Raw genomic sequence first — 23,685 nt, 5'->3', positions numbered from 1 at the left:
GTGGGAACGGTACCGATCGTTCAGACCCGGGCGGTGTCGCGGCGGAACCGCCAGACCGCGCCGGTGGCGAACACCGATGTCCAGGCCACCACGTTGAGTACGCCCAGCCACAGCGAGCCGTCGTGGACCAGCGGATAACGGGCGATCTCGCCGACCCCGTACACGGGGGTGAACCTGGCGATCGTCGCGAAGACGTGGCCGAGCTGGTCCACCGGGACGAACAGGCCGCCCGCGAACGACAGCACGCCCAGGACCGGACCGAGAATCTGCATGACGTTCTCGCTCGGCAGCAGGTACCCCATGAACAGGCCGAACGCGGCGAAGACCAGCGCGCAGACCCAGGCCAGCAGACCGCACTCGATCCACGCGTGGAGGGGCAGCTGCGCGCCGATCGCACCGCCGACGGCGAACGCGACGATCACCGAGACCAGCCCGGTCGTCATCGCCAGGACGAGCTTGACCGCGATGTACGCCGCCGGGCGCAATGGCGTGAGCCGCAGTTGCCTGCTCCAGCCGGCCGCGCGCTCCACGGAGACCATGGCGCCGCCACTGGTGGTGGCGAGCATGGCCCCGTAGACGGCCATGCTGACCATGACGTAGCCGGTGATGTTGCCGCCGCCCACACTGGTACTCCGGTACTTGGCGTTGTTGGCGAACAGCAGTAACAGCACGGCCGGCATGACGAACATGAAGATCACCGTGCGCCGGTTGCGGAGCATGCGGCGCAGCTCCAGGCCAACCACGGTGGGCGAGAATCCGCCCAGCGGCGGCAGGGTGCGGGCGGGCGTGGCGGCGGTCATCGGTTGCTCCCGTTGTCGGTGGCGTCGTCTCCGGTCAGGGCGAGGAAGGCCTGTTCCAGGTTGCGGGCGGTGATCTCCAGGTCGCGGGCGTCGGTACGGGTCAGCAGGTGCCGGGCGACCGCGTCGGCGTCGCGGGCCTGCACGACGACGGTGTCGCCGCGGACGTCCACGGAGTCGACGCCGGGAAGCCCGCGCAGTGCGGCCTCGTCCGCGCCCCGCAGCGTGGCCCGTACCGTACGGCCGCTGGCCAGCGCCTTCACTTCGGCGGCGGTACCGTCGGCGACCACCTCGCCGCGCCGGATGAACACCACCCGGTCCGCGTACGCGTCGGCCTCCTCGAGGTAGTGGGTAGCGAAGATGACGGTACGGCCGGAGCGGGCGTCCTCCCGGATCGCGCTCCAGAAGTCGTGCCGGCCACCGACGTCCATGCCGGTCGTGGGTTCGTCCAGGATCAGCAGCTCCGGGTCCGGTACCAGCGCCATGGCGAAGCGCAGCCGCTGCTGCTGACCGCCGGAGCACTTGCCGACGAAGCGGCTGCGGATGTCGGCTATTCCGGCGCGCTCGAGCGCCTCGTCGGCCGCGTCGGCGCCGCGGCCGAACAGGGTCGCGGTCAGCCTGACGGTCTCCTCGATCGTGTAGTCCTTGAGCAGCCCGCCGGTCTGCATGACGGCGGAGACGAGGCCCAGCGCGACCGCCTCATGGGGCGGACGACCGTACACCCGGGCCTGTCCCCCGGTCGGTGTCGAGAGGCCGAGCAGGATGTCGATGGTGCTGGTCTTGCCGGCGCCGTTCGGGCCGAGTAGGGCGACGACCTCGCCGGGACGGATCTGCAGGCTGACCCCGTTGACGGCGGTCACCGCGCCGAAGCGTTTGACCAAGCGGTCCAGGTCGACGGCGAGGTGCTCGGAGTGCCGGGCGGCTGACCCGGCATCAGCGGTGAGGATCATGTACTCGATCGTGGTGAACCCGGGCCGTACGTCGGTCGTCCGCTCGTCACGTCCGCGCCGTGACATCTGTCAGGGGGGACATGGAGCCTCCGGCCACGATCGGTCAACAGCGTCGCCGGGCTGTATCCGGCGATCCGCGGCCCAGCTACCCCCGACCGAGGCGCTGGCCACGACCTGACCCGGCGGCAGTCGCAGGCAGTACCGTTGGCGCCGCCGGCGAAACGCGGAGAAGGGGCGTGATCATGCGTCTGCATGTCGGATGTGCGATGTGGACGCTCAAATCCTGGCAGGGGCGGTTCCTGCCGCACCCGCTGCCGTCCGACGAGCGGCTGCGGTCCTACGCCGGCTGGTGCAACGCGGTCGAGGGCAACACGACGTTCTACGCGACGCCGGACCGGACGACTGTGGCGTCGTGGGCACGGCAGACCGACCCCGACTTCCGGCTCGTGGTCAAGTTGCCGAAGCGCATCACGCACGAGCGCCGTCTCACCGGCGCCGACGAGGAGGTTCGTGGCTTCCTGGACGCGATCGAGCCGCTCGGCCCGCGGGCCCATGCCCTCTGGATCCAGCTGCCCGGATCGTTCGCGCCCTCCGACGTCCCCGCGCTCGCCCGCTTCCTGCGCCGGCTCCCCGCTGCTCACCGGTACGCCGTGGAGGTCCGTCACCCCGCGTTCTTCGACGACCCGCGTTCGACACGCCTCCTCGAAGGGGTGCTCGCCGGCGCGGACGCCGAGTGGGTTCCGTTCGATACGACCGTCATCTTCCAAAGCCCTCCGACTTCTGACGCGGAGCGGGACGCGTGGGCCAAGAAGCCACGCACCCCGCTCCGGACGCTCGCGCTGACCGACCGGCCGGTCGTCCGCTACCTCGGCCGTGACGACCCCGAACGGACGATCCAGGGGTGGCAGCGCTGGATCGACGTCACCGTCGAGTGGCTGCGCGAGGGCCGCTCGCCGACCGTGTTCATCCACACGCCGGACAACGCCGATGCGCCGATGCTCGCCCGTCGCTTCCACGACGACGTGCGGGCGCGCCTGCCCGAACTGGAGGCGCTACCCGAGCCGGAGCCGGTCGGGCCCCTGACGCTCTTCTGACGGTACGGCTCCCTGGCCTGGCTCCGACTGGTCTACCTTGCTCAGGACAACGTCCACGTCCCTGGCCCGGGGTTCTTGAGCCGCCGATCCGGGGTACACCGGCGTGGAAGTGGCAAGTGAGCCGGTACGAGCGCAGGTACCCGACTCACCCGGCCTGGGACTCCCAGCGGCAGGCGTTCCCGTTACCCGTGTCGGTGGCCGTCACAGGCGTTGCGGCGCTTCGATGCCGAGCAGGTGGAGACCGGTCGCGAGGGTACGGCCGGTCAGGCGGCACAGCGCCACCCGGTTGCCGCGCTGCGCGGCAGTCTCGGCGCGCAGCACCGGGCATGACTCGAAGAAGTCGGTGTAGGCCTTGGCCAGCGCGAACAGGTATCCGCACAGGCGGTGGGGTTCGAGGGTGTCGGCGACGTCGGCCAGCGTGTCGGCGAAGTCGTCTAGAGCCAGCGCCAGCGCCCGCTCGGCCGGGTGCAGCGGCAGCGTCGTATCCACCGCCGCCAGGGCCGCGCCCTCGGGCAGCTTCGCCAGGATCGACCGGGTCCGGACGTGGGCGTACTGCAGGTAGACGCCGGTGTTGCCGGTGAACGACACCATCCGGTCGACGTCGAAGGTGTAGTCCTTGGTGCGGGACGTGGACAGGTCGGCGTACTTGACCGCGCCGATGCCAGCGGCCTGGACGACGTGTTCGAGTTCGTCCGGGGCCAGGCCGTGCGCCTTCTCGGAGATGACGTCACGGGCCCGGCCTACGGCTGCGTCGAGCAGTTCGCTCAGCCGGACCGTGCCGCCGGAGCGGGTCTTGAACGGCCGGCCGTCTGCGGCCAGGACCGTGCCGAAGGGTACGTGGACCGCGTGGACGTCATCGGTCAGCCACCCGGCCCGCCGGGCCGTGGCGAAGACCATGCGGAAATGCATGGCCTGCCGGGCGTCGACAACATAGAGGATTCGCGTGGCCTTGAGATCCCGGATCCGGTACCGGATGGTGGCGAGGTCGGTGGCGGCGTAGCCGAACCCGCCGTCGGACTTGCGCACGATGAGTGGCACCCGGTCGCCGTCGGGGCCGGTGATGTCGTCGAAGAACACGCACAGCGCGCCGTCGCTTTCGACCACGATCCCTGCGGCGACCAGTTCTTCGACCACGTCGGCCAGGAACAGGTTGTACGTGGACTCCCCCGCCGAGTCAGCCGGAGTGAGCAGCACACCCAGGCGGTCGTAGAGGGCCTGGAAGGCGAGTTCGGACTCCGCGACGAGCTCGCGCCAGACGGCGAGGGTGGCGGCGTCCCCGGACTGCAGCGCGACCACGCGGGAGCGGGCCCGGTCGGCGAACCCGAGATCGGCGTCGAACTGGGCGCGGGCCGCGCGGTACAGGGCGTCGAGGGTGGACACGTCACCGCCCTGGTGGCGCCAGGGCAGCTCCGGGTGCTCGTCGATGTACTGGATGAGCATGCCGAACTGGGTGCCCCAGTCGCCGAGGTGGTTCTGCCGCACGACGTCGGCGCCCAGGAAGCCGAGGATGCGGGCGAGCGCGTCACCGATGATCGTGGTGCGTAGGTGCCCGACGTGCATCTCCTTGGCGATGTTGGGCGCCGAGTAGTCGATCACCATGCGTTCACCGGTCAGCGGCGTGCCAATGCCGAGCCGATCGGCGTTCACTCGCTCACCGATCCGCTCCCAGAGCGTCGCGTCGGGAACCGTCAGGTTGAGAAACCCCGGCCCGGACGTCGTCGCCGAGACAGCGTGGGCGTCTATGGCATCGGCTACCGCCTGGGCGATCTCGCGCGGCGGGCGCTTGGCCTGCTTGGCGAGCGCGAGGGCGACATTGGACTGGAAGTCGGCGTGCTCGGATCGTCGCACCAAGGGATCGCCACCGGCCAGTTCGGCCGGCAGGACCTGGGCCATCGCCGCAGAGACGGCGGTTTCCACCAGGTTCTTGGTTGCAACGACGTCGGTCACCCGAATGCCTTCCCTTCCAGGATTGATGAAGCTCGAATCGCGGGATGTGACACGGGCACCCTATCGATCCGGCCGCTCGATCACGTCCTGATTTCGGGCACCGAGCGGGGCAACCGCGCGGCCGCCGTGAGGACGAGTGACCGTCTACGTTGAGCCAGGCCGTCGTCATCCTGGGAGCGACCGGGCGGCTCGGCCACGCGGTTTCGCAAGCGGCGCAACGGCATCGATTTTGGCCGCCGCCCGAATCTGTTGTACCGAAACGACTTCAATTTCCGAAATTTCTTGTATCCCCGCAGCCGGAACCGATGTGGCGCGTAGACGGACTCGCACAGAGTCCAGATACAGGAGGAAATCGTGAACAAAGCCGAGCTCATCGAAGCGCTATCGGCCCGCCTCGGTGACAAGCGTGCGGCGACGCAGGCGCTCGACGCCGTGCTGACCGAGATCCAGCACGCCGTCACCAAGGGCGACAAGGTTGCCATCACCGGCTTTGGCGTCTTCGAAAAGAAGGCTCGTGCCGCTCGCACGGCGCGCAACCCGCGCACCGGCGCAACCGTGAAGGTCAAGAAGACCAACGTTCCGGCTTTCCGGCCGGGCACGGGCTTCCGTGAACTGGTGGCCAGCGGCAAGCTGCCGAAGGCGGCCACTGCCAAGAAGACCGCTGCCAAGAAGACCGCTGCCAAGGCCGCCCCCGCGACCAAGACGGCCGCCAAGGCCACGCCTGCCGCCAAGGCCACGCCTGCCTCGAAGGCCGCCGCGAAGGCGACCTCGACCAAGACCACCGCCGCCAAGGCCGCGCCGGCCAAGGCGGCTGCCAAGGCGACCGCCAAGGCGACCGCCACTCGGGCCACCAAGGTCACCGCGACCAAGACCGCTTCCAAAGCTGCTCCGGCCAAGAAGGCGGCGGCCAAGGCGACCACCACCCGGGCCACCAAGTCCGTGCCCGCGAAGTCGGCGCGCAAGGCCGCGCCGGTCAAGTCGGTCGCCAAGCCTGCTCCGGCCAAGAAGGCGGCGGCCAAGGCCACGCCGGCGAAGTCGGTCGCCAAGGCCGCGACCAAGGTCACCAGGGTTGCGGCGACGCCGGCCCGCAAGCCGGCGTCCGCTCGGGCTACCACCGCCAAGAAGGCGCCCGCCCCGAAGCGCGCTGCGGCCGCGAAGGAGCGCTGACCACTACCGCGAGAAGAGGGCCGGGCATTGCCCCGGCCCTCTTTCTTTGGTTTCAACGAAGGCGGCGGCACGGCGTCGACCTGCGCGCCCGCCCTTCCCGCTCTGCGGCTGAGAGGTCGCCTTCGCCACAAAGTCCCGGGCAGGATTACCGCGTGCTCATCCTGCGCGCGACGCAGAAACTGCTCCAACGCATCGGTCCGCCGGCCCTACAAGACGGCGAGCAGTCGATAATGCTGTTGGGCGAGTGGTACGCGACCGCACTGTTCTCGAAGCCCCAGGTCGCCTTGCTGGTCAACGAGACAACGCTGCTGCCCGTGCTGATACCGCTGGCACCCGCCGCCACCCTGCCGGCCAGGATCGCCCAGCAGATAGCTACTGCCCTCGCCACCCACGGCGCACCGTCAGCGATCATCGATGACGAACTGCACTCGACCCCGATCTGCTCGACCTCGCGCCAAGTCTGGCCACAACGCCGTGTGGCCCCCTGTACAGCGCGCGGCAACAGCCGCACCAATCGCGACAGACGAGTTGGTCTCCGGTTCGCGGGCGCCGCCGTCACCGACCGGTACGAGCGTTGGCCGGGCCGCTACGACACGGATAGCTCGCAGTTTGCGGGGCCCTTTACCGTGGGCGTATGGATCTTCTCGTGGTCGGAGGTAGCGGCTTTCTCGTGCCAGGGCAGGTCTGGTCGGCCGAGGCTGACTCAAAAACCGGTTGCTCCCTCGGCCCCGCCACTGCACCGTGACGGGCATGATCGACCCCGTTTACCTCCTCGCGGCCTATGACGAGCAGCTTCGCACTGATGCCGAGACCCTCAGCGCGGTCTCAATCACCCGACACGGACCGCTGCGCCTCGTGACCTTCGCTGGTGGTCGAGGTTTTGTCACCTACCGCGACCTCGGCGGGGCGGGCGTCGACACAATCCGGCGGCTCGTCCCAGAGGTGCTCGCCCACTACCGGGCGGACCCCGAGATCAGCCGGGTCGAGTGGAAGACCCGTGGGCACGACCATGCGCCGGGATTGCACGAGGCGTTGCTGGAGAACGGGTTCGTCGCCGGCGAGCCGGAGTCGATCATGCTCGGCGAGGCACGGCTGCTGGCCGTCGACGTTCCGCTACCCGAGGGGGTGACGCTGCGCCGGGTCACCGAGGAGGCAGACGTCCGCGCGATGACTGCGATGCAAGACGAGGTCTTCGGTGACCCTGTGAGCGATGATAGGGCGAACGATCTCCTGCGCCGCCTGGCCCGCGATGACGGGATGGAGTTGTGGGTTGCCGAAGCTGAGGGGCGAATCGTGAGCGCCGGTCGGCTGGATCCGGTGCGCGGGACAAACTTCGCCGGGATCTGGGGCGGCGCGACCCGTGAGGAGTGGCGCGGTCGTGGGATCTACCGCGCGTTGACGGCCGCGCGGGCCCGTTCGGCACTCGGTATGGGCAAGACGCTCATCAACAGCGACTCGACCGAGTACTCACGCCCGATCCTCGAACGTTCCGGTCTGGTCAAGGTGTCGACGACGACGCCCTACCACTGGCGGCGGTAAGCACCCTTTTCACCTCAGAGGGGTTCGCGGTCCCTGATCGGCGCATAACGCCAGCTCAGGGCCTGTTACCTGTGGCGCGCCGCCAGGGACTCGAACCCCGAACCCGCGGATTAAGAGAAGATCGCGGCGGCATGGTGGGAGGCAAGCTCCCCTCCTCAGAGCGTCTGCCGGAGTCTGGGGATGTCGGCCCGGGTCGGCCGTCTTGGCGGTACCGATGGCTGTACCGCCAAGACGGCCGGCCTAGCGGACCTGGTTGCCGGCCAGGTCTCCGGGGTAGAGGCAGGTCTATGGACCCCCGAGACCTGTTCCAAATACTGTTGGGCGTCGGCGGTTTAGTCTTTGCCAGCTGCGGTGTTCGTCTCCTGCTGACTGGCCGCATGTCGCCCTTCGCCCAGCGGAGGTGGAGGCGGCCAGTCGATGCAGGGATGTGGTTCCTCTGCAGTGGGCTCTTCTTCTTGTTACTCGCAGTGGGGTACCTCGGACGGCTCATCGGCGTGTTCGGACCCGCGACAGCGTTGACGTTTGTGGGCTTGGCGGTCGTGCTCCTCGCACTCGGTCTCGTCAGATATCGGCCACGTGACAGCAGACGTGGCGGGTCCTCGGACATGACTTAGCCACACACGGCTGGGCCCCAGAGCCATCTCCGCTGTGAGTCCCACACACCGTGGAGCGGGCCAGGGGTCAGGGTGCCAAGGTGGAGCGCCCTACCGGACGAACGACCTTGGCGGAGCCGTAACTGCGCTGGCCCCATGCGCCACCGTCAGCTTGGGAATTGCACAAGATCGAGGCTCTGGCTTGTCTTGACGCTGGTCGCGGCGGTCCCGAGCGGCCTGGGTTACCCCGGCCGGTCCCCCGCTTGTGGCCCGCACTTGGCCCGTCCCACATGAGCCGTGGAGCAGCTGGCCGATCAGTCCCCAACGAAGTGCAGGCGGTGATCAGAGGGATTCGCGGCGCATTGACGTGCCAGTCGTTCGAGGCCTGCGAGGAAGTCCTTCTCGGCTTCGCTGCCCGCAGCAGCAGCGACGGTCGGCAGCTCCGCGAGCAGCTGAGTCATCTCAGCGCCGGAAAGCACCAAGTCGCCGTACGGGTCAATCCTGTCGAACAGCGGAGTCCGACCCCGGTTGCAGACCTTGTTCAGCAACCCAACAAAGAGATCGTCCCAATCGACAACTTCATCCACCACCGTGGTCTTGGGCCGTCCTTTACGCGGCCGTGGTCCGTGTTGACGAAGTTCGACGTTGACCCCCACACGCCGAGGTTACGCGGTGGACAGCATCTATCGCCGGTTGCCGCACCCCAGCCCCGGTACCGCCCTGTATGTCGTCGACCCACCTAACTGGGGGGAGCCGACCCCGTGAGCAGCCTGAACGCTGCCTCCTCAGACGTTGAAGCGGAACCTTGACCCGCTCCCCGATCGCCTGCGCTTACGTCCCGAAAGCCTGGTCGGGCCACTCATTGTTCAGGATCGATGGATGCTGGTGGGATGCTTCCAGCGGTGAAGGCACATAACGAAGTTTGCCTTGCTCGGCTGTCGAAGGCCCTGCGACGTTGACAGTGAGTCCCCAGTTTAGAAGGCTGACGATTCATGCCCCGAGATGCCCGAAATGCCTGCCCAGGGGCTCGATCGAATTGACCACTCGTGACCGTTCGTGACTGTGGACGGACATGATTACTGGCACGCGGAAGGCACGTTCGATCTTGGGATGTCATCCCACACCGCTTGGCTGGCGGGATCTCCTCGGTCGGGCAGGCTCGTCCCTGCCCGAGGTTCTCCGGCGGGGACAAGGCTCGCCGTAGGCGACCGCGAAGCGGCCCGGCCTTGGCGCGGCCGGGGTTCTCGGGCAGCCGTCTCGGTGCACAAGCGAGGAGATCCCGCCCGGTGACCACCGCCGCCGTACTCGCACCGCCGGCGAGCGCCAATTGCGCGACGGCGTCCGGGGTCAACCGATGCCGCTGGGACCAGGGACCCCTGCCCTCCCATTCCTGCCAGCCGGCCCGATCGGTCAACCAGCTCTCCACGCTCAGGCCCACGGACCCGCCGTACTCGACCAGCGAGAGCCATACCCCGGTGATGGCGGCAGTGTGCGCCACGAACATCCCGGCCGTCTTGCCCTCAGCCGCCGCCGTGCCGTCGACCACCCACGCGCCGACCGGACGCAGCCACCAGTGCCGGGGAGCCGACCCGCTCTCGCGACCGGCCGCACACAGTCCGCCAGGCGTGCCTCACGCAGCCGCTCCAGCCGGTACCGCACAGTCCGGTCAGGAGCGTCGGTCGCGCGGGCCAGCTGGCCGGTGGTCATCACCCGATGCTGGTCCAGCAACACCAGCAGCCGGTGGGATGGCCCATCGCACGTCTGGATCAACACCAAGGGGTACGCGATCCGGAACGGCAAGGACTGGGAAGAAGGTGTTCGACCTCGGTGCGGGCCACACGGCCACCGCGGTCGCGGTCTCCGGTGACATGGCGTACGTCGGCTGGTGCGGCCCGTGCAACAACTCGGGCTTCGGTCGCGGCATCGCGGTCGGCAAGGTCGACGGTACGGGCTGGCACCAGCTGACGCTGCCCGTCGACGGCACCGTACGGAACCGGTACGTCGCCGGCTTCGGCGTCGACCCGGCCAACGCCTCGCACGTCCTCGTCGCCGTCAACGGGTTCTCCCGGCGCTTCACGGAAGGCCCGGGCGCGGGCTTCGGACACGTGTTCGAGTCCAAGAACGCGGGCGCGACCTGGACAGACGTCTCGGCGAACGCGCCCGACGTACCGGCCAACTCGGTCAAGGTGCTGCGCGGCGGCGCCCTGCTGCTGGCGACCGACCTCGCCACGTTCTACCGGGCACCCGGTGCCGGCTCCTGGCAGCGGCTCGGCACCGGCCTGCCTAAGGTGACGGCTACGGCTGCCGATGACCTGTCGACAGGCCCCGACGGGGGGCGGACGGAAGGTTTTCGCGATGGTGGCAGCAGCATATCCGGTCGAGGTGACCGTTCAGCGCAATCGGATCGCGGGGTGGCTCGCGGATCGCAGCGTCAACGCCAAGGGGATGATCGCCGCCGCAATCGTCGCCGTCGTCGCGCTCGTCGTCGGTGGCCTGGCCATCAACCGGATGGCGAGACTGAACGCCGACCTCGACACCATGAAGAGCCGGAACATCGCCAGCCTGGAGCGCCTGAGCGAGCTGCGCGGCGGCCTGACCAACATGTACAACGGCATGTTCCTGTACCAGTACGGCAAGGCGGCGGCCCCGGCGCTGCAGGCGGCGGGGCGCAAGAACGCCGCGGACGCGGACAAGACCGTTGCCGACACCCTTACCGGGTATCGCGAGCTGGCCGCCGGGTCGCCGGCCCGGCAGCGTGCGCTCGCCACGTTCACCGAGGCGCAGCAGTACTACAACGAGCTGCGCAACGTGGTGGTCTTCGGAGAGAGCGCCTCGCCCGGCGTGACGATGCCACCGGCCGACCAGCTGAGCCCCGCCATCGGCAAGGCCGAGGGTGACATGGCGAAGGCGCTGAGCGACCTGGCCACGGTCGAGCGCGCCGAGAGTCAGGCGACCGCGGCCCGGGCAACCGAGCAGTACAAGCAGGACCGTATGGTGATCATCGGAGTCCTTGTGCTCGGGATGCTGCTGGCGTTCGCCGCCGCGCTCTGGATCTCCCGGCTCATGCGGCGCCAGTTGCGCGACGCCGGTGACTCGCTGCGTGCGCTGGCCGAGGGCGACCTCAGCCGGGTGGCCGAGGTGCGCTCGCGGGACGAACTGGGCCAGATGACCGCGGCCGTGAACCTGGCCAGCGCCGGGGTGAAGCGCGCGGTGGAGGCACTCGCCGTCGGTGCCCGTACCCTGGGCCAGAGCAGCGAGCAGCTCACCGAGGTCAGCGGCCGGATCGACGACAGCGCCCGGGAGGCCGCCGCTCAGGCCCACCGCGTCGCGGCCACCGCCGGCGACGTGTCGCACAACGTGCAGACGCTGGCGTCCGGCTCCGAGGAGATGGGCTCGTCGATCCGCGAGATCGCACAGAACGCCAACGACGCGGCGGAGGTGGCCGCGCAGGCGGTCGGGGTCGCCGAGTCGACCAACCAGACGGTGTCCAAGCTCGGCGAGTCTTCCGCCGAGATCGGCAACGTCATCAAGGTGATCACCTCCATCGCCGAGCAGACCAACCTGCTGGCCCTCAACGCCACCATCGAGGCCGCCCGCGCCGGCGAGGCGGGCAAGGGCTTCGCCGTCGTGGCGAGCGAGGTCAAGGACCTCGCTCAGGAGACCGCCCGCGCCACCGAGGACATCTCCCGCCGGGTCGAGGCCATCCAGTCCGACACGACGAATGCGGTGACCGCGATCGGCGAGATCAGCCGGATCATCGCCAGGATCAACGACTACCAGCTGACCATCGCCTCGGCGGTGGAACAGCAGACGGCCACCACGAGCGAGATGAGCCGCAGCGTCGGCGACGCGGCACAGGGCGCGTCGGACATCGCCGGCAACATCGCAGGCGTGGCGCACGCCGCCGAGGCGACCACCGCCTCGTTGGCCGACTCCGGACGTACGGTGGCCGAACTGGGCTCGCTCGCTGCGGAGATGCAGTCGGTGGTGGGCCGGTTCCGGCTCTGAATCACCAGGCCGGTTGCCGACCGCGACCGGCCTTGCGGCGGGGGTCCCTGAAGCGGTAACGCAGGGACCCTGACCGCGAGTGGCCTTTCGGGTGTCGACGCCACCGGTCACAGATCGCTTCGAAGCACAGCCAGATCACGCTGACCATGAACACGTACGCCCACGTGCTCGCCGACGTCGAGCGGGCGGCCGTCGACGCCGCCGCGGACCGGCTGTTCGGGTAGTTGGCTGTACGGATGGCTGTACGGCCGGGAAACGATGAAGGCCCAGGCTCAACCGTAAGGGTTGTGGCCTGGGCCTTCTTCCGTGCGCCGCCAAGGACTCGAACCCCGAACCCGCGGATTAAGAGGACTCCCGCTCGATCACGGTCATGGTGCGCGACCTCGGTGCAGCCCAGCACGCCGCAGTGCTGGCGTGCTCGTCTTGCGCTGGGTTGGGGTCACGTGGGGGTCAGGGCTAGATGACCCAGGACCTGTAGGTCCGCTCCCCACCGCCTCAGAAGTCGGTGTCACCGCGAACGATGGCGAACGGATCCGCGTGGAAGGCGTCATCATCTTCTCCGTCGTGCATCACGAAGGCGGTGATGTCGCGATCAGGTTCAAGGCCGGCGGTTCCGTGGAGCTTCGAGAAGCCATGCGTATGCATGATCTCGGCCGCGGCGCTGGCCACGTCCTGTACTCGGATGCGGGCGTCTTCCTCGGTGTCGCCGGGCCACGCCGTCAAGTACGCAGCACGTCCAGCTGCGATCACAGCTTCGACATCGGTGATGTGGTAGTCCCACCTGCCCAGCAGGGAGAAGACTGCCTTCGCCTCATCGTCTTCGATCTCGTCGGCCTCGTCCCACGCATCGTCCTCGTCAACGTACTCAAGGGCGAGCGGCGATGATCCACACCAGTCGAACTCCGCATCGTTGAAGGCCTTCGCCGCCGACCCGAGCCGTTGCACGGACTCGAAGTAGTCCTGCCTTTCGGCCTGACGCCCCTTCCGCCGCAGGGTGGCTTCGACGTGGCGGCGGATCTCAGCGATGAGGTCCTCGGCTCTCTGGGCGTATGCATCCCGGGCCACCGCGGTCCACTGCGTCTCGAGGTCATCCATGGTCACGCCTGCTCAACGGCTCAACCAGGTCAGCGATACGCGAGGCGACCTCAGAGCTACCGTCCCGACTATCAGGCTGATCTCGAAGCGGGGCAGAGCGTCAGTGCCCATGTCGGTGTAGTCGACGCCGTACACGGTGCTCACCTCTTCACGGTCCCAGTTGTGCGCCCCCGGCAAGGCGTCATCCGAGTCCTGGACGAACGACGCCTCCAGGACGTCATGGAATACCAACTGGAAGCGGTCTCCGTCTGGGCGGTGCAAGGTCAGCACTACGGACGGCGGCGGACCGACTTGAACGGCCAGGGCCTCCAACACGCAATCGTTGTGCAGATCAATCAGGCCGTGCGGGGTGTCGCACTCGATGATCTCGCTGTTGTACTGCCACGGCACCATGCCCTCGAACTCGGCCTGCATGGCACCATCGTCGCTCGGCACCCCGCCTACGTCCTGGGTTTTCGATCATCCGCATTGGCGGACTCCCGCCACTGCTCCCCCGTCCATCCCGTCACCGTCGCGGGACGGGACGACGGCCGGCAGGTCGAGGTCGGGCAGCAGGATCCGGATCGCGATCGACTCCGGGGTGAGCCGGCCAGCCCGGATCTTGTCGAGGGCTTCCTGGATCGCACCGTGCAGCGTCTCGCCGGAGAAGCCGGCGAAGTCGATGGCGACGCGGACGATCCGCGCGGCGCGTTCGCGTACGGCCGGGTCGTCGCCCGGCGGTTCGGCGCGTGGGGCCGTTCGAACGCGGCTTCGATGTGCGGGCGTAGCCCGACCGGACGCTCGGTCTGTGCGCGGACGAACGCCCCGCTGCCCTGCCGGCTGACGATCAGCCGCTCGTCGCGCAAGATCCGCAGCGCACTCTTGACCGTTTCGCGGGCCACGCCGTACCGGTCTGCGAGGTCGTTCTGGGACGGCAGCCGCTCCCCGGGCGCAAACTTGCGGGTCAGGATCGCGGCCCGGAGCAGGTTGGCGATCCGCTGCCGGTTAGCGCTCTTGGGCTTCCCCGCTCTCGTCCGCATCGCGTTCGCTGTTGAGTTCGCGGAGCCGCTCAGGAAGTGCCGCGAGGCTGTCGATGCGTACGTGTGCCTTCGCGACCTCCGGCCGGGTGGCGTAGTAGTACCCCCACGGCCCGCGCCGGATGAACACGGTGGTGAGCCCAGCGTTGAGCGCCGGCAGAATGTCATTGTCGAGCCGGTCCCCCGCGTACGCGATCTCGGCCGGCTCACACCCAGCCGACTCGATCAGTTTGGCGAAGAAGGCCGGGGTGGGCTTCTCGGCGCCCCAATCGTCGGAGGTGGCGATGAGGTCGACGCCGAGGTTCAACTCGTGCAGCAGCCGGCCGGCGCGGGCGGTCTGGTTGCCGGCCACGCCGACGAAGTAGCCATCAGCCTTGAGCGCGGCGAGGCACTCGCGCACGTCCGGGTACAGGTCTCGGGCCTTGAAGTGCTCGGCGAGGCCGGCGTCGGCACGGCGTCGACGCTCGACGGCGAGGTCGAAGCCGGGCCGGAAGTGCTGGAAGACCTGCCGGTAGTCCTGGCCCTGGGCGATGACCTGCCCGAAGACGGCCGAGAAGGTGTGCCGGGGCACGCCGAGCCAGTCGGCCCAGGTGCCGTACTCGGTGGACTCGTCGATCAAGGTTTCGCCGACGTCGAAGTAGACGGCGCGGATGGGCGGCTGGGCGGCACGATCGCTCATGCGGTCAGTTCGGCCAATCTCTCGTCGACGGTACGGACGGCGGACGTATGGTCCCACGGCGGCAGCTCGGCGCGGGACCTCGCGCAGCGGCAGGGGCGAGAACGAGGCGTTTACCTATCGACTGCTGTGCCCCTAGTGAACGAAATCGCCGCACGGCGAACGTCTGTCTGGTACCGCTCGACCGGAGTACGACATCAATCCTTTAAGGACGGTTTTCGACAGCGGGGAGCGGCAATGCCGTGGGACCCCGGTTCGCCTGTTTCGCGGTGCGCGCTACGTTTCGTGGTCCCATCGATGTGGCTGAACGGGTACCGTCAGACTACGCCGTCGTCCGACGGGCGACCGGCCAACCATCGCCTTGTTCTAGGGAGCATGGCATGCCGCGACAGATCGTCGCCGTCGTCCCAGGCTTCGGAGTTCGGCTGAGGGAGCTGCGCGAACAGCGGGGATTGTCGCTGCGGCAGCTCGGGCTGCAGGTTCACTGCTCCCACGGTTACCTGTGGGATCTCGAAGGGGGTGGCAAGCGGCCGAGCGCGTCCGTGGCGACGCTGCTCGATGCGGCGCTTGGCGCTGATGGGCAGTTGTCCGCCATGGTGAGCGAGGCGTCAGCCGACAGCGGAGACCAGACCGTCGACGTCGGCGACACCGACGGCAAAGCGGCGCGCGGGCTAGAGTTCGCAGCAGACTGGCGACACGGCGTAGCGGTCGCGGCTGAGCTGTGGCAGGCGGACATGCAACGGCGGGATCTCCTTGCGGGTGCGGCGTTCAGCGCGGCTGCGTTCGTCACGCCGGCTCTCCGCTGGCTGACCTGGCGGCTTGATGAGGAGCCTGTCGGCCGCGGTGAGCGTGTCGTCGGAGAGCCGGATGTCGAGACCGTGCGGCAGATCACGAGCGTTTACCGTGCGCTCGACAACAGGTACGGCGGCGGCCACGTCCGCGACTCGGTGGTTCGGTTCCTCGACACCGAGGTGGCGGGTCTGCTGCGTGGCCGCTACGACGCGCGCACTGGCGCCGCGTTGTTGTCGGCGGCGGCCGAGGTGACCCAGCTTGCGGGGTGGGCGTCGTACGACGTCGGGCGAAACGGCCTGGCGCAGCGGTATCTGGTTCACGCGCTGCGGCTGGCCGCAGCGGCTGGCGACCGTGCGCTGGGCGCGGAGATCCTCGCGGCGATGAGCCATCAGGCGGCCTACCTGGGCGCCTCGTCGGAGGCGGTCGACCTGGCCCGCGCCGCCGGGCGTACGGCGGCCGAGGCCGGGGTGACCGCGATCCAGGCGGAGTCGGCCGTCCTGGAGGCGCAGGGCCACGCGGTCGGCGGCGACGAAGCGGCGTGCGCGGCGGCGCTGGACCGCGCCGAGCGTGCGTTCGACCGTGCGGATCGTGCCGGGTCCCCGCAGTGGATCGGCTACTTCGACGAGGCGTACCTGTCGGCGAAGTTCGGGCACTGTTTCGCGGCTCTCGGCCGTGGTGACCTCGCCACCCGGTTCGCCGTGCGGTCGCTGGAGATGGATGGCCAGGCGTACGCGCGCGGCCGGCAGTTCAACCTGGCGCTGCTGGCCGTCGCGCATCTGCACTCGGGTGATCCGGAGCAGGCCGGTGTGATGGGCCTGCAGGCCGTCGAGGCGGCCGTGGGCCTGCGGTCCCGACGCGCGCACGACTACCTTGCCGACCTCGCGCGCCGGCTCGCGCCCTACGGCGACGTGGCGGCGGTGCGAGAGTTCATAGAGCGGGTACGGCCGGCGCTCCAGACGTCATAGGACCGGTCAGATCCGTCCGGTCGCCTTGGCCAGCAGGACCGCGAGCAGGCCCGTGACCGAACCGGAACCGACGATCTCTCCCGCTTTGATCCGCTGCTCCACCTCGGCCAGCGGGATCCAGCCGAGCCGTTCGGCTTCGTTGACATCGGGCGCGGCACCAGTGTGGTCGGCTCCGCGAGACAGGTAGACGACGTTGCGCTGATCGATAGTGCCAACCATGGGCTGGAACTCCAGCAGCGGCTCCATCGTTCTGGGCCGCCAGCCGGTCTCCTCTTCGACCTCCCGGGCGGCGCACGCGGCCGGCTCCTCGTCCGGGTCGAGGTAGCCGCCGGGCAACTCCCATACCCATCGATCGATGATGAACCGGTGCCGCCACATCATCAGCACATGGTCGGCGTCGTCGAGGACGACCACCATCGCCGCGGCGGGCACCCGGAGCACGTACTGCTCGAAGCGGACGCCATCGGGTAGTTCGACGTCGGCCACGCTCAACACCGCGCGTCTGGTGTCGTCGATGACCCGCTCGCCATGGATGGTCCACTCGCTGGCACGCCGAGCACCCGTATCCATGCCCGCACCTTATCGGCGTGCGCCGACCCGTACTCCGCCGGGGCGACGGTGTCGGCTGACAGCTGCTGACGGCGCACCGCTTCAACCAGCCACCTACCACGGCCACGCTGTCCATCGAGGGACGTGACGGTCTGAGCCGGAAGGGCCGGGCCGTTGGGTCCCGGGCGCCGGCGGCGGCATCGACGTCGGCTGGAGCGATCTCGCATGACCCGCTGACCGCCGCCGCGCCCATCCAACGACTGCTCTCGGAGGACTCATGGGAACTTATTCCGGCGGTGAACAGATCGAGCAAGCACAGGCCGTCCTGACGCGGCATGTGGTGTCCTGCGTGGATGGTCGCTGCCTGGCCTGCGCGGTGCCGGGGCCGTGCGCAGCGCACGAGTGGGCAGCGGGATTGTTTTGCCTGTCGTTACGTCTGCCCCGGCGTACACCCGGCGCGTCCCGGCCCGAATTGTGCGGCGCACGCCAGGTCACCACGTCGGGTCCGGGGTGGACCGCGTGAACGCCCGGTTCCCTTCGACAACGGGGCATGGCGACTTTCCCGCAGCGGATCTCGCCTTCTCTGGAGGCCTGCCGGGAAGCGGCTCTGACCCGGAGCGCAACCGCCGCGGCCGGCTCGTCGTCCTCGAAGGGCTCAGTGCTGTTGGTAAAAGCACGCTGGCGCCGTTGGTCGCCGCCGCAGTGACGGCCAGGTTCGTGCCGACCGTACCGCCGGAGTTCGAAGACGCGCGCCGACACATTGACAGACTCGGGTCGCTGATGGCGCGGCTGCACTTCTGGATGACCGCGAACTATGCCGCCGCGCAGGCGATCCGGTTCGCGTTGCGCGCCGGGGATGACGTCGTTATCGAGAGCTACTTCTACCGCACGCTCGCCACGCATGCCGCGATGGGAGTGACGACGCTGCCGGTGGTCGACTGGGACTACGCCGTCGCGCCGGACCTTGCAGTGCTGCTGACCGTCGACGAAGAGGTACGCCAGCGGCGCTTGGCAGCCCGTCTGCCTGACAACCGCACCTACTGGTCGCGGCTGGAGGAGGCGAATGTCGAGACCACCCGGCTCGTCTACGACACCTTCGAGCTCATGCGGATCGACACCACTGGGCTGACCGTGCCCCAGGTTGTCCGACGTCTCGGAGAGTTGGTCGCCGCCACACCAGCACCCCGCACCTGACTTGTGGATCTCACGAACGGAGTGAACGATGCTCGACCAGATCGTTGGCATCACGCGCGTCCGGATGCTCTACCTCCAACTGCTGTATCGCTGCAACTTCTCGTGCCGTCACTGCTTCCACGGCGAGCTGCTCAAGGCCCCCGACCAGTTCGAACTGGCCGACGTCGAGGCCGTCCTGCACCACTTCCGTGACGTTTATCGTCTCGAGGCTGTGACTTTTCTCGGAGGCGAACCGCTGCTATATCCGCACATCGGCGCCGCCTGCCGGTTCGCGAAACAGCTCGGCCTTCGAGTGGAGATCTGCACCAACGCCCACCGCGGATTCCGCAACAGGATCAAGGCCATCGCCGAGAGCCTCGACAAGTTCCGGGTGTCACTTGATGGCCTGGAGACCAGGCATGACGCGCTGCGGCAGCGTGGCAGCTTCACCAGCGCGATCGAGATGGTCGACCTCGCAGTACGCCTTGGTATCACGACCGGGGCCACCATGACGGTGACCGACCACAACCTTGACGACGTCGTTCCCCTGGCTGGTCTACTTCAGCAGCGCGGCGTCGCCGAGTTGAAGCTGCACTGTCTGCGGCTCGTGGGAAACGCCGCCGCACACCCAGATCTTGAGGTGTCCAACACCGGTAAGTATGCCGACCTGCACCGCGCGATCAACAACGCCGGCTTGACCATGCCGGTCATCTACGACTCGGATCTCTCGCCGGCACCGGCCGGCGAGACGTGCTCAAACCTCGTCGCTGGTGGATGGCTCGACCGTATCGAGGCGGACCCTCGTGGTGGGCTGACCGTGTCTTGCAAGGCCGTCGGGCGTGACGTCAACGCGTTCCGGTGGGACAAGGCCAACCAGACCATTGTCTACGAGCCCCGCGCGGATGACGAATTCGCGGTCGGCATCCCCGACGTGGTCTACCAGAACGCCTCGGTCAGGTGATCCGTGGTCACGACCAGCGTATGGCAGGACACCCGGACCTTCTTCCCACTGTTCCTTGACCTTCTGTCGGCCAGAAAGGTCGAATCTGCCTGCGTGGTGGGGGCGTCCGACGGCAAGTTCGTCCTGCCCCTGGCACGCCGGGGCATTCGGGTACTCGCCGTTGAGCGCGACCCGCTCGCGCTCAACGGGGGCCAGATCGCCCTGCCCGGCCAGATGGGCTCGACCATGCCGGGGCTACGTCAACGACTCGCTGTGGAAGGACTCAGCAGCTTCGTCGAGATCGTGGAGAGCAACCTCCTCGACATGCAAGCGCCGGCACAGCTGTTCGACGCGGTCTGGACAAGCTGCTCATGGCACTACAGCGTCAACCACAGTCGGCCGCTTGCCGACTTCATCGCGACGATGGCCGCCTTGTGCCGGCCGCACCGCGGGCTCCTGGGCGCCGAATACATGATGCCGGTCGAGCCGCGTCACCTCAGCATCGAGCACTACCCCGAACAGGGCGAGGTGCGGCGACTGTTCCGCGACTGGAGGATTGACTGGGAGGCTTACACGGTGCCGTTCCTGGAAGCTCCGCACGTCGAGCAGTTCACCGAACACATCCACCGGATGGGCCTGATCATCGCTACCCGGCCATAGGAGACTCGTTGAAGACCGAGTTCGAGGCACGTTTCCTCGCCGTCAACGTCGCCGCCGTCCTGGACAAGCTGAAGGCCCGGTCGGCCGTGTGCACCATGCCTCGCACGCTGATGCGCCGCATCGTGTTCAGCAACGACGACATCCAGGCCCGACGTGGCTGGCTGCGGCTGCGTGATCAGGGCGACAAGACCGTCCTGACCTACAAGCAGGTAGTGGCGGACACGGCGGCGATCGACAGCATTCTGGAAGCCGAAGTCCAGGTCGGCGACTTCGACGCCACCCGCGTCCTGTTGGAGGCAATGGGGTTCACCGCCCAGCGCTACCAGGAGAACTACCGCGAAGAGTGGCACCTCGACGGCGTCACCTTCGATCTGGACACGTGGCCCGACCTGCCCACGTTCCTCGAGGTCGAGGGACCGGACGAAGCGGCCGTCCACAACGCCGCCGAAGGTCTCGGCCTTGCCTTCGAAGAGGCCTCCTTCGGCAGTGTCGACGAGGTCTACCTGGCCGTGCTCAACCGCGACATTCTCGCCGAACCGGAACTCACGTTCGCGTAGCGCAACGGCGTCAGTCTCGGCTCAGCAGGGCGGCTGACGCCGCGTCCACGATCTTCTCGCTTCCCGCCACCACGACGTCGACACCATCGACGTCGGTGAGATTTCGGCTCACCCCGCCAGCGGCACGCACCAGGGCCAGTCCCGCCGCGGTGTCCTACGGCGATTGCGAGAACCCGATGAACCCGTCCAGAGCGCCACTCGCCACCGCCAGCAGGTCGCAGGCGGTCGAGCCGAAGTTGCGCAGATCGGTATCCGGCCAGCAGTGTGTCCATCGGCTGGGTGGGAGCGGCGCATCAACATCCCCACGCGCGCGAAGTGCGGATCGCGACAAGAGGTCGGCATTTTCGGGAAGCGCAAGACCGAAGCCCCGCAGGTGGAGCGTGTCGACCGAGCTCGCCCATGCAGCGACCGTAAGGAACCCGCCCATGAGCAACTTCACCGGCACCGTCGACTACTACCGGCGGTACCGCCCCGGTATCCCCACCGACGTGGCGAACGTGCTCATCGCCGCGAGCGCTGTCGAAACCCCACGCCGGCTACTCGACCTCGGGACCGGGACCGGACACGTGGTGCTCGCTATCGGTGACCGTTTCGACGAGGTCGTCGCCGCCGACCCGGACGCCGGCATGCTCGCCGCCGCCCACGACTCCCTCCGCGCCGCACTACCCGCAGACGTCATGCTGCGCCTGGTGCACGCAACCGCCGAGAGCTTCACCACTCCGCCGGGGTGGACAGCCTCCCTCGTGACCATCTGCCGAGCGTTCCACTGGATGGACAAGCCGGCCGTGCTCGCCCGGCTGGATCAGCGTGTCAGCCCGGCCGGGACAGTCGCGATCTTCGCTGACCGCAGCTTCTGGACAGCCAGCAACCCCTGGCAGACCGCCGTCCGACAAATCATCACTGAGTTCCTCGGCACGCAGCGGCGCGCCGGCGACAGCGTATTCACCCACGCCGACCGCCCCTTCGGCGAGATCCTCGCCGAGTCCGCCTTCTCCGTCGTGGAGGAGGTACGGGTTCCGGTCCGACGGACCTGGACGGCCGAGTCGGTGCTTGGCTACCTCTACTCGACCTCATTCGCCGCCCGACGCCTGTTCGGCGACCGCGTTCACGAATTCGAAGAGGCGATCATTTCGACTCTCACCGAGCACAGCGAGAACGGGAGCCTGGTCGAAGACAACGAATTCCTCATCCACCTCGGCCGGCGTCGAGGCCCCAGGACTCCTACACGATGACCCCTGTCGCACGGTGCCGACCTGGACGACCTGACCAGAGCAATGCCAGGCCGCCAACCAACCGGGCTGCCACCTCGACCAGTGCCGCGACAGCAAATGTCCGTCGCGAACTACCAGGCATGGCCGGCCACCCGGCTCGCCACCGCACCCCAGCCACGGCCGACGGCCACACTGAGGCGGTCGGCCGCTCGTTCACGTCCCCGAGCGCGCCAGACACTCCCAGGCCAGCCCCGCCGATCTAACCGCTCCCGAGCACCCACCGAGCACCCGCCCACCGGCGCCACATACAAAACAGGCCCCGATCCGGCGAGAAACGCCAGCTCAGGGCCTGTTACCTGTGGTGCGCCGCCAGGGACTCGAACCCCGAACCCGCGGATTAAGAGTCCGCTGCTCTGCCAGTTGAGCTAGCGGCGCTCACTGGAACGCTGAGAACGATAGCACGCCCCTTTGGTGACCTCCCAACCCATTCCCCCTCACCCCGCCAGGTCCCCGGCCGAAGGCACAAACGGGTACCTCACGAAGCCAGGTACTAGGGCACCATTAGCGCCAGGCTTGGGGATCGGGGAGATGAACATGGGGCAGACGGCGGCCCGACGGCGGCGGAGCGTCGGGGCGATGGTCGCGCTGGCTGGGCTGATGGTCCTCGCTGCGTGCGGCGGCTCGGACAAGGCCTCGAACGGCAAGGGCCGTACATCGACCCCGAGATCGACCGCCAGTGCCCCGCCCCCGCCGGTCGCGGCCGTCAGCTTCCCCGCCGACGGCGCGGCGGACGTGCCCACCTCGGCGGAGATCGCCTTCACCACCGAGAACGCCCGGTCCAGCATGGTGACCCTCACCGACGCCGCGGGCGCCCCGGTCGACGGTGCCATGCGGTCCGACGGCTCGTCGTGGATACCGAACGCGCAGCTCAAGTACTCCACCAGGTACACCGCGAAGGTCGCCGCCATCGGTGCGGACGGCAAGGAGACCGCCAAGACGGTGACGTTCACCACGATGGACCGGCCTGGCGGCTTCGCCTCGGTGAGCAGCCAACTCGGCGACGATCGGGTCTACGGCGTCGGCATGCCGGTGGTGGTCAACTTCGGCCGCGATGTCCACCAGGACCATCGGGCCAACGTCGAGAAGCGGTTGTTCGTCGCCAGCGAGCCGGTACAGGAGGGCGTGTGGCACTGGTTCAACGGCCACGAGGTCCACTACCGGCCCCGCGAGTACTGGAAGGCCGGCACGAAGCTGTCGATCCGGCTCGCGACGGGTGGGCTGCCGTTCGGCGGCGGCTCGTACGGCGCGGCGGACGTGACCGTACGCGCCTCGATCGGTGACAAGTTCGTGATGACCATCGACAACGCGACCAAGACGATGTCGGTCACCCGCAACGACCAGGTGGTCAAGACGATGCCGGTCAGCCTGGGCAAGCCGAGCGCGCCGTCGTCCAGCGGCAACATGATCGTGATGGTCAAGAACGAGTGGGAGTGGTTCGACTCGTCCAGCTACGGCGTCCCGGTCGACTCGACCGACGGCTACCGCACCAGGGTCAGCTGGCCGCAGCGGTTGACCTGGGGCGGGCAGTACATCCACGCCGCCCCCTGGTCGGTAGGCGACCAGGGCCGGCGCAACGTCTCGCACGGCTGCACCAACATCTCCATGGGGAACGCCGACTGGCTGTGGCACCAGACGCGCATCGGCGACCCGGTGATCGTCAAGGGCACCGAACGTGGCCTGGACTGGGGTGACGGCTGGACCGACTGGAACCGCAGTTGGGAGGAGTACGTCAAGGGCAGCGCCCTTCCCCGGCCGGCGAACCCGACCGGTCCGTCCGCGGGCCCGAGCGGGGCTCCGTCCGACGGCTCGGCCCAGACCGGGCCGGTCCGGCTCGCCGCCGTTTTGGCCGCTCCGCGGCGCACCTGGTAACCTGGCTCTTCGCGCACTGCTGAGGCG

The 23,685-nt window shown here is 68.4% G+C and carries 21 protein-coding genes, 1 tRNA gene and 1 pseudogene; 12 read left to right on the top strand and 11 right to left on the bottom strand.

What is annotated here, in order from left to right:
* Positions 1-20 precede the first annotated feature (20 nt).
* Both Pme01_RS12145 and Pme01_RS12140 read right to left on the bottom strand, forming a co-directional pair.
* Complete coding sequence (locus tag Pme01_RS12145) at positions 21-800, bottom strand: ABC transporter permease (protein WP_168115601.1); 780 nt, start codon at positions 798-800, stop codon at positions 21-23.
* On the bottom strand, positions 797-1,813 hold the full coding sequence (locus Pme01_RS12140) for an ABC transporter ATP-binding protein (protein WP_444544224.1): 1,017 nt from the start codon (positions 1,811-1,813) through the stop codon (positions 797-799). The genes Pme01_RS12145 and Pme01_RS12140 overlap by 4 nt, the downstream gene beginning before the upstream one ends.
* 176 nt (positions 1,814-1,989) lie before the next feature.
* Here Pme01_RS12140 and Pme01_RS12135 point away from each other — a divergent pair, with 176 nt between their 5' ends.
* Positions 1,990-2,841 (top strand): DUF72 domain-containing protein, encoded by an 852-nt coding sequence (locus tag Pme01_RS12135; RefSeq protein ID WP_168115602.1) that lies wholly within the window; start codon positions 1,990-1,992, stop codon positions 2,839-2,841.
* Between the two features lie 201 nt (positions 2,842-3,042).
* Here the strand turns inward: Pme01_RS12135 and argS are convergent, their stop codons facing one another.
* Positions 3,043-4,788 (bottom strand): arginine--tRNA ligase, encoded by a 1,746-nt coding sequence (gene argS, locus Pme01_RS12130; RefSeq protein WP_168115603.1) that lies wholly within the window; start codon positions 4,786-4,788, stop codon positions 3,043-3,045.
* Between the two features lie 354 nt (positions 4,789-5,142).
* On the opposite strand from argS, the gene Pme01_RS12125 reads away from it, so the two are divergent.
* From Pme01_RS12125 to Pme01_RS12115, 3 genes are all read left to right on the top strand, one after another.
* Positions 5,143-5,955, top strand: coding sequence for an HU family DNA-binding protein (locus Pme01_RS12125; protein ID WP_168115604.1), 813 nt, complete (start codon positions 5,143-5,145; stop codon positions 5,953-5,955).
* A gap of 152 nt (positions 5,956-6,107) precedes the next feature.
* On the top strand, positions 6,108-6,740 hold the full coding sequence (locus Pme01_RS12120; RefSeq protein WP_203935571.1) for a DUF6933 domain-containing protein: 633 nt from the start codon (positions 6,108-6,110) through the stop codon (positions 6,738-6,740).
* Positions 6,706-7,494: a GNAT family N-acetyltransferase gene (locus Pme01_RS12115; RefSeq protein WP_168115654.1), complete on the top strand. Its 789-nt coding sequence runs from the start codon at positions 6,706-6,708 to the stop codon at positions 7,492-7,494. Before Pme01_RS12120 ends, Pme01_RS12115 begins: the two co-directional genes overlap by 35 nt.
* Before the next feature lie 907 nt (positions 7,495-8,401).
* On the opposite strand, the gene Pme01_RS12110 is transcribed toward Pme01_RS12115, so the two are convergent.
* Positions 8,402-8,743, bottom strand: coding sequence for a hypothetical protein (locus tag Pme01_RS12110; RefSeq protein WP_168115605.1), 342 nt, complete (start codon positions 8,741-8,743; stop codon positions 8,402-8,404).
* Between the two features lie 772 nt (positions 8,744-9,515).
* Positions 9,516-9,818, bottom strand: coding sequence for a replication-relaxation family protein (locus Pme01_RS31755; RefSeq protein ID WP_373315485.1), 303 nt, complete (start codon positions 9,816-9,818; stop codon positions 9,516-9,518).
* A gap of 624 nt (positions 9,819-10,442) precedes the next feature.
* On the opposite strand from Pme01_RS31755, the gene Pme01_RS12100 reads away from it, so the two are divergent.
* A complete protein-coding gene (locus Pme01_RS12100; protein ID WP_168115607.1) occupies positions 10,443-12,095 on the top strand; it encodes a methyl-accepting chemotaxis protein in 1,653 nt (550 codons plus the stop codon).
* 495 nt (positions 12,096-12,590) lie between these two features.
* Here Pme01_RS12100 and Pme01_RS12095 read toward each other — a convergent pair whose 3' ends face one another.
* The 4 genes and pseudogenes from Pme01_RS12095 to Pme01_RS12080 all read right to left on the bottom strand — a co-directional run bounded on the left by Pme01_RS12095 (position 12,591) and on the right by Pme01_RS12080 (position 14,885).
* Positions 12,591-13,190 carry a hypothetical protein gene (locus Pme01_RS12095; protein WP_168115608.1) on the bottom strand — a complete coding sequence of 200 codons (600 nt, stop codon included), beginning with the start codon at positions 13,188-13,190 and terminating at the stop codon, positions 12,591-12,593.
* Between the two features lie 12 nt (positions 13,191-13,202).
* The gene (locus Pme01_RS12090) at positions 13,203-13,604 is read right to left on the bottom strand and encodes a hypothetical protein (protein WP_168115609.1); all 402 of its coding nucleotides are present in this window, start codon (positions 13,602-13,604) and stop codon (positions 13,203-13,205) included.
* Between the two features lie 69 nt (positions 13,605-13,673).
* Positions 13,674-14,209, bottom strand: a pseudogene (locus Pme01_RS12085) (winged helix-turn-helix domain-containing protein); the annotation flags it as partial.
* Positions 14,175-14,885, bottom strand: coding sequence for an HAD family hydrolase (locus Pme01_RS12080; RefSeq protein ID WP_168115610.1), 711 nt, complete (start codon positions 14,883-14,885; stop codon positions 14,175-14,177). The gene Pme01_RS12080 and the pseudogene Pme01_RS12085, both read right to left, overlap by 35 nt.
* A 377-nt stretch (positions 14,886-15,262) precedes the next feature.
* On the opposite strand from Pme01_RS12080, the gene Pme01_RS12075 reads away from it, so the two are divergent.
* On the top strand, positions 15,263-16,639 hold the full coding sequence (locus Pme01_RS12075) for a helix-turn-helix domain-containing protein (protein WP_168115611.1): 1,377 nt from the start codon (positions 15,263-15,265) through the stop codon (positions 16,637-16,639).
* A gap of 6 nt (positions 16,640-16,645) precedes the next feature.
* Here the strand turns inward: Pme01_RS12075 and Pme01_RS12070 are convergent, their stop codons facing one another.
* Positions 16,646-17,209 carry an NUDIX hydrolase gene (locus Pme01_RS12070; protein WP_168115612.1) on the bottom strand — a complete coding sequence of 188 codons (564 nt, stop codon included), beginning with the start codon at positions 17,207-17,209 and terminating at the stop codon, positions 16,646-16,648.
* A gap of 498 nt (positions 17,210-17,707) precedes the next feature.
* Between Pme01_RS12070 and Pme01_RS12065 the strand changes: the two genes are divergently transcribed.
* The 5 genes from Pme01_RS12065 to Pme01_RS12045 all read left to right on the top strand — a co-directional run bounded on the left by Pme01_RS12065 (position 17,708) and on the right by Pme01_RS12045 (position 21,750).
* A complete protein-coding gene (locus Pme01_RS12065; RefSeq protein ID WP_168115613.1) occupies positions 17,708-18,382 on the top strand; it encodes an AAA family ATPase in 675 nt (224 codons plus the stop codon).
* Positions 18,383-18,410: 28 nt separating this feature from the next.
* The gene (locus Pme01_RS12060) at positions 18,411-19,322 is read left to right on the top strand and encodes a radical SAM protein (protein ID WP_168115614.1); all 912 of its coding nucleotides are present in this window, start codon (positions 18,411-18,413) and stop codon (positions 19,320-19,322) included.
* 3 nt (positions 19,323-19,325) lie between these two features.
* Positions 19,326-19,961, top strand: coding sequence for a class I SAM-dependent methyltransferase (locus Pme01_RS12055; RefSeq protein WP_168115615.1), 636 nt, complete (start codon positions 19,326-19,328; stop codon positions 19,959-19,961).
* Positions 19,962-19,969: 8 nt separating this feature from the next.
* Positions 19,970-20,518: a class IV adenylate cyclase gene (locus Pme01_RS12050; protein WP_168115616.1), complete on the top strand. Its 549-nt coding sequence runs from the start codon at positions 19,970-19,972 to the stop codon at positions 20,516-20,518.
* Positions 20,519-20,943: 425 nt separating this feature from the next.
* Complete coding sequence (locus tag Pme01_RS12045) at positions 20,944-21,750, top strand: class I SAM-dependent methyltransferase (RefSeq protein WP_168115617.1); 807 nt, start codon at positions 20,944-20,946, stop codon at positions 21,748-21,750.
* Between the two features lie 338 nt (positions 21,751-22,088).
* Here Pme01_RS12045 and Pme01_RS12040 read toward each other — a convergent pair.
* Positions 22,089-22,164: transfer RNA gene (locus Pme01_RS12040), tRNA-Lys, on the bottom strand.
* A gap of 159 nt (positions 22,165-22,323) precedes the next feature.
* On the opposite strand from Pme01_RS12040, the gene Pme01_RS12035 reads away from it, so the two are divergent.
* Positions 22,324-23,658 (top strand): L,D-transpeptidase, encoded by a 1,335-nt coding sequence (locus Pme01_RS12035; RefSeq protein WP_239088183.1) that lies wholly within the window; start codon positions 22,324-22,326, stop codon positions 23,656-23,658.
* The last annotated feature ends 27 nt before the right edge of the window (positions 23,659-23,685 follow it).

It is taken from the genome of Planosporangium mesophilum (assembly GCF_016863255.1).
Classification (GTDB): Bacteria; Actinomycetota; Actinomycetes; order Mycobacteriales; family Micromonosporaceae; genus Planosporangium; species Planosporangium mesophilum.
The sequence above is the reverse complement of the archived record's forward strand: the minus strand, read 5'-3'. Positions and strand labels throughout refer to the sequence as shown.

Coding starts and splice junctions, on each gene's coding strand:
- Pme01_RS12145 (WP_168115601.1), bottom strand. CDS start 800: ATGACCGCCGCCACGCCCGCCCGCACCCTGCCGCCGCTGGGCGGATTC.
- Pme01_RS12140 (WP_444544224.1), bottom strand. CDS start 1,813: ATGTCACGGCGCGGACGTGACGAGCGGACGACCGACGTACGGCCCGGG.
- Pme01_RS12135 (WP_168115602.1), top strand. CDS start 1,990: ATGCGTCTGCATGTCGGATGTGCGATGTGGACGCTCAAATCCTGGCAG.
- Pme01_RS12115 (WP_168115654.1), top strand. CDS start 6,706: ATGATCGACCCCGTTTACCTCCTCGCGGCCTATGACGAGCAGCTTCGC.
- Pme01_RS12100 (WP_168115607.1), top strand. CDS start 10,443: ATGGTGGCAGCAGCATATCCGGTCGAGGTGACCGTTCAGCGCAATCGG.
- Pme01_RS12095 (WP_168115608.1), bottom strand. CDS start 13,190: ATGGATGACCTCGAGACGCAGTGGACCGCGGTGGCCCGGGATGCATAC.
- Pme01_RS12090 (WP_168115609.1), bottom strand. CDS start 13,604: ATGCAGGCCGAGTTCGAGGGCATGGTGCCGTGGCAGTACAACAGCGAG.
- Pme01_RS12080 (WP_168115610.1), bottom strand. CDS start 14,885: ATGAGCGATCGTGCCGCCCAGCCGCCCATCCGCGCCGTCTACTTCGAC.
- Pme01_RS12075 (WP_168115611.1), top strand. CDS start 15,263: ATGCCGCGACAGATCGTCGCCGTCGTCCCAGGCTTCGGAGTTCGGCTG.
- Pme01_RS12070 (WP_168115612.1), bottom strand. CDS start 17,209: ATGGATACGGGTGCTCGGCGTGCCAGCGAGTGGACCATCCATGGCGAG.
- Pme01_RS12060 (WP_168115614.1), top strand. CDS start 18,411: ATGCTCGACCAGATCGTTGGCATCACGCGCGTCCGGATGCTCTACCTC.
- Pme01_RS12045 (WP_168115617.1), top strand. CDS start 20,944: ATGAGCAACTTCACCGGCACCGTCGACTACTACCGGCGGTACCGCCCC.
- Pme01_RS12035 (WP_239088183.1), top strand. CDS start 22,324: ATGGGGCAGACGGCGGCCCGACGGCGGCGGAGCGTCGGGGCGATGGTC.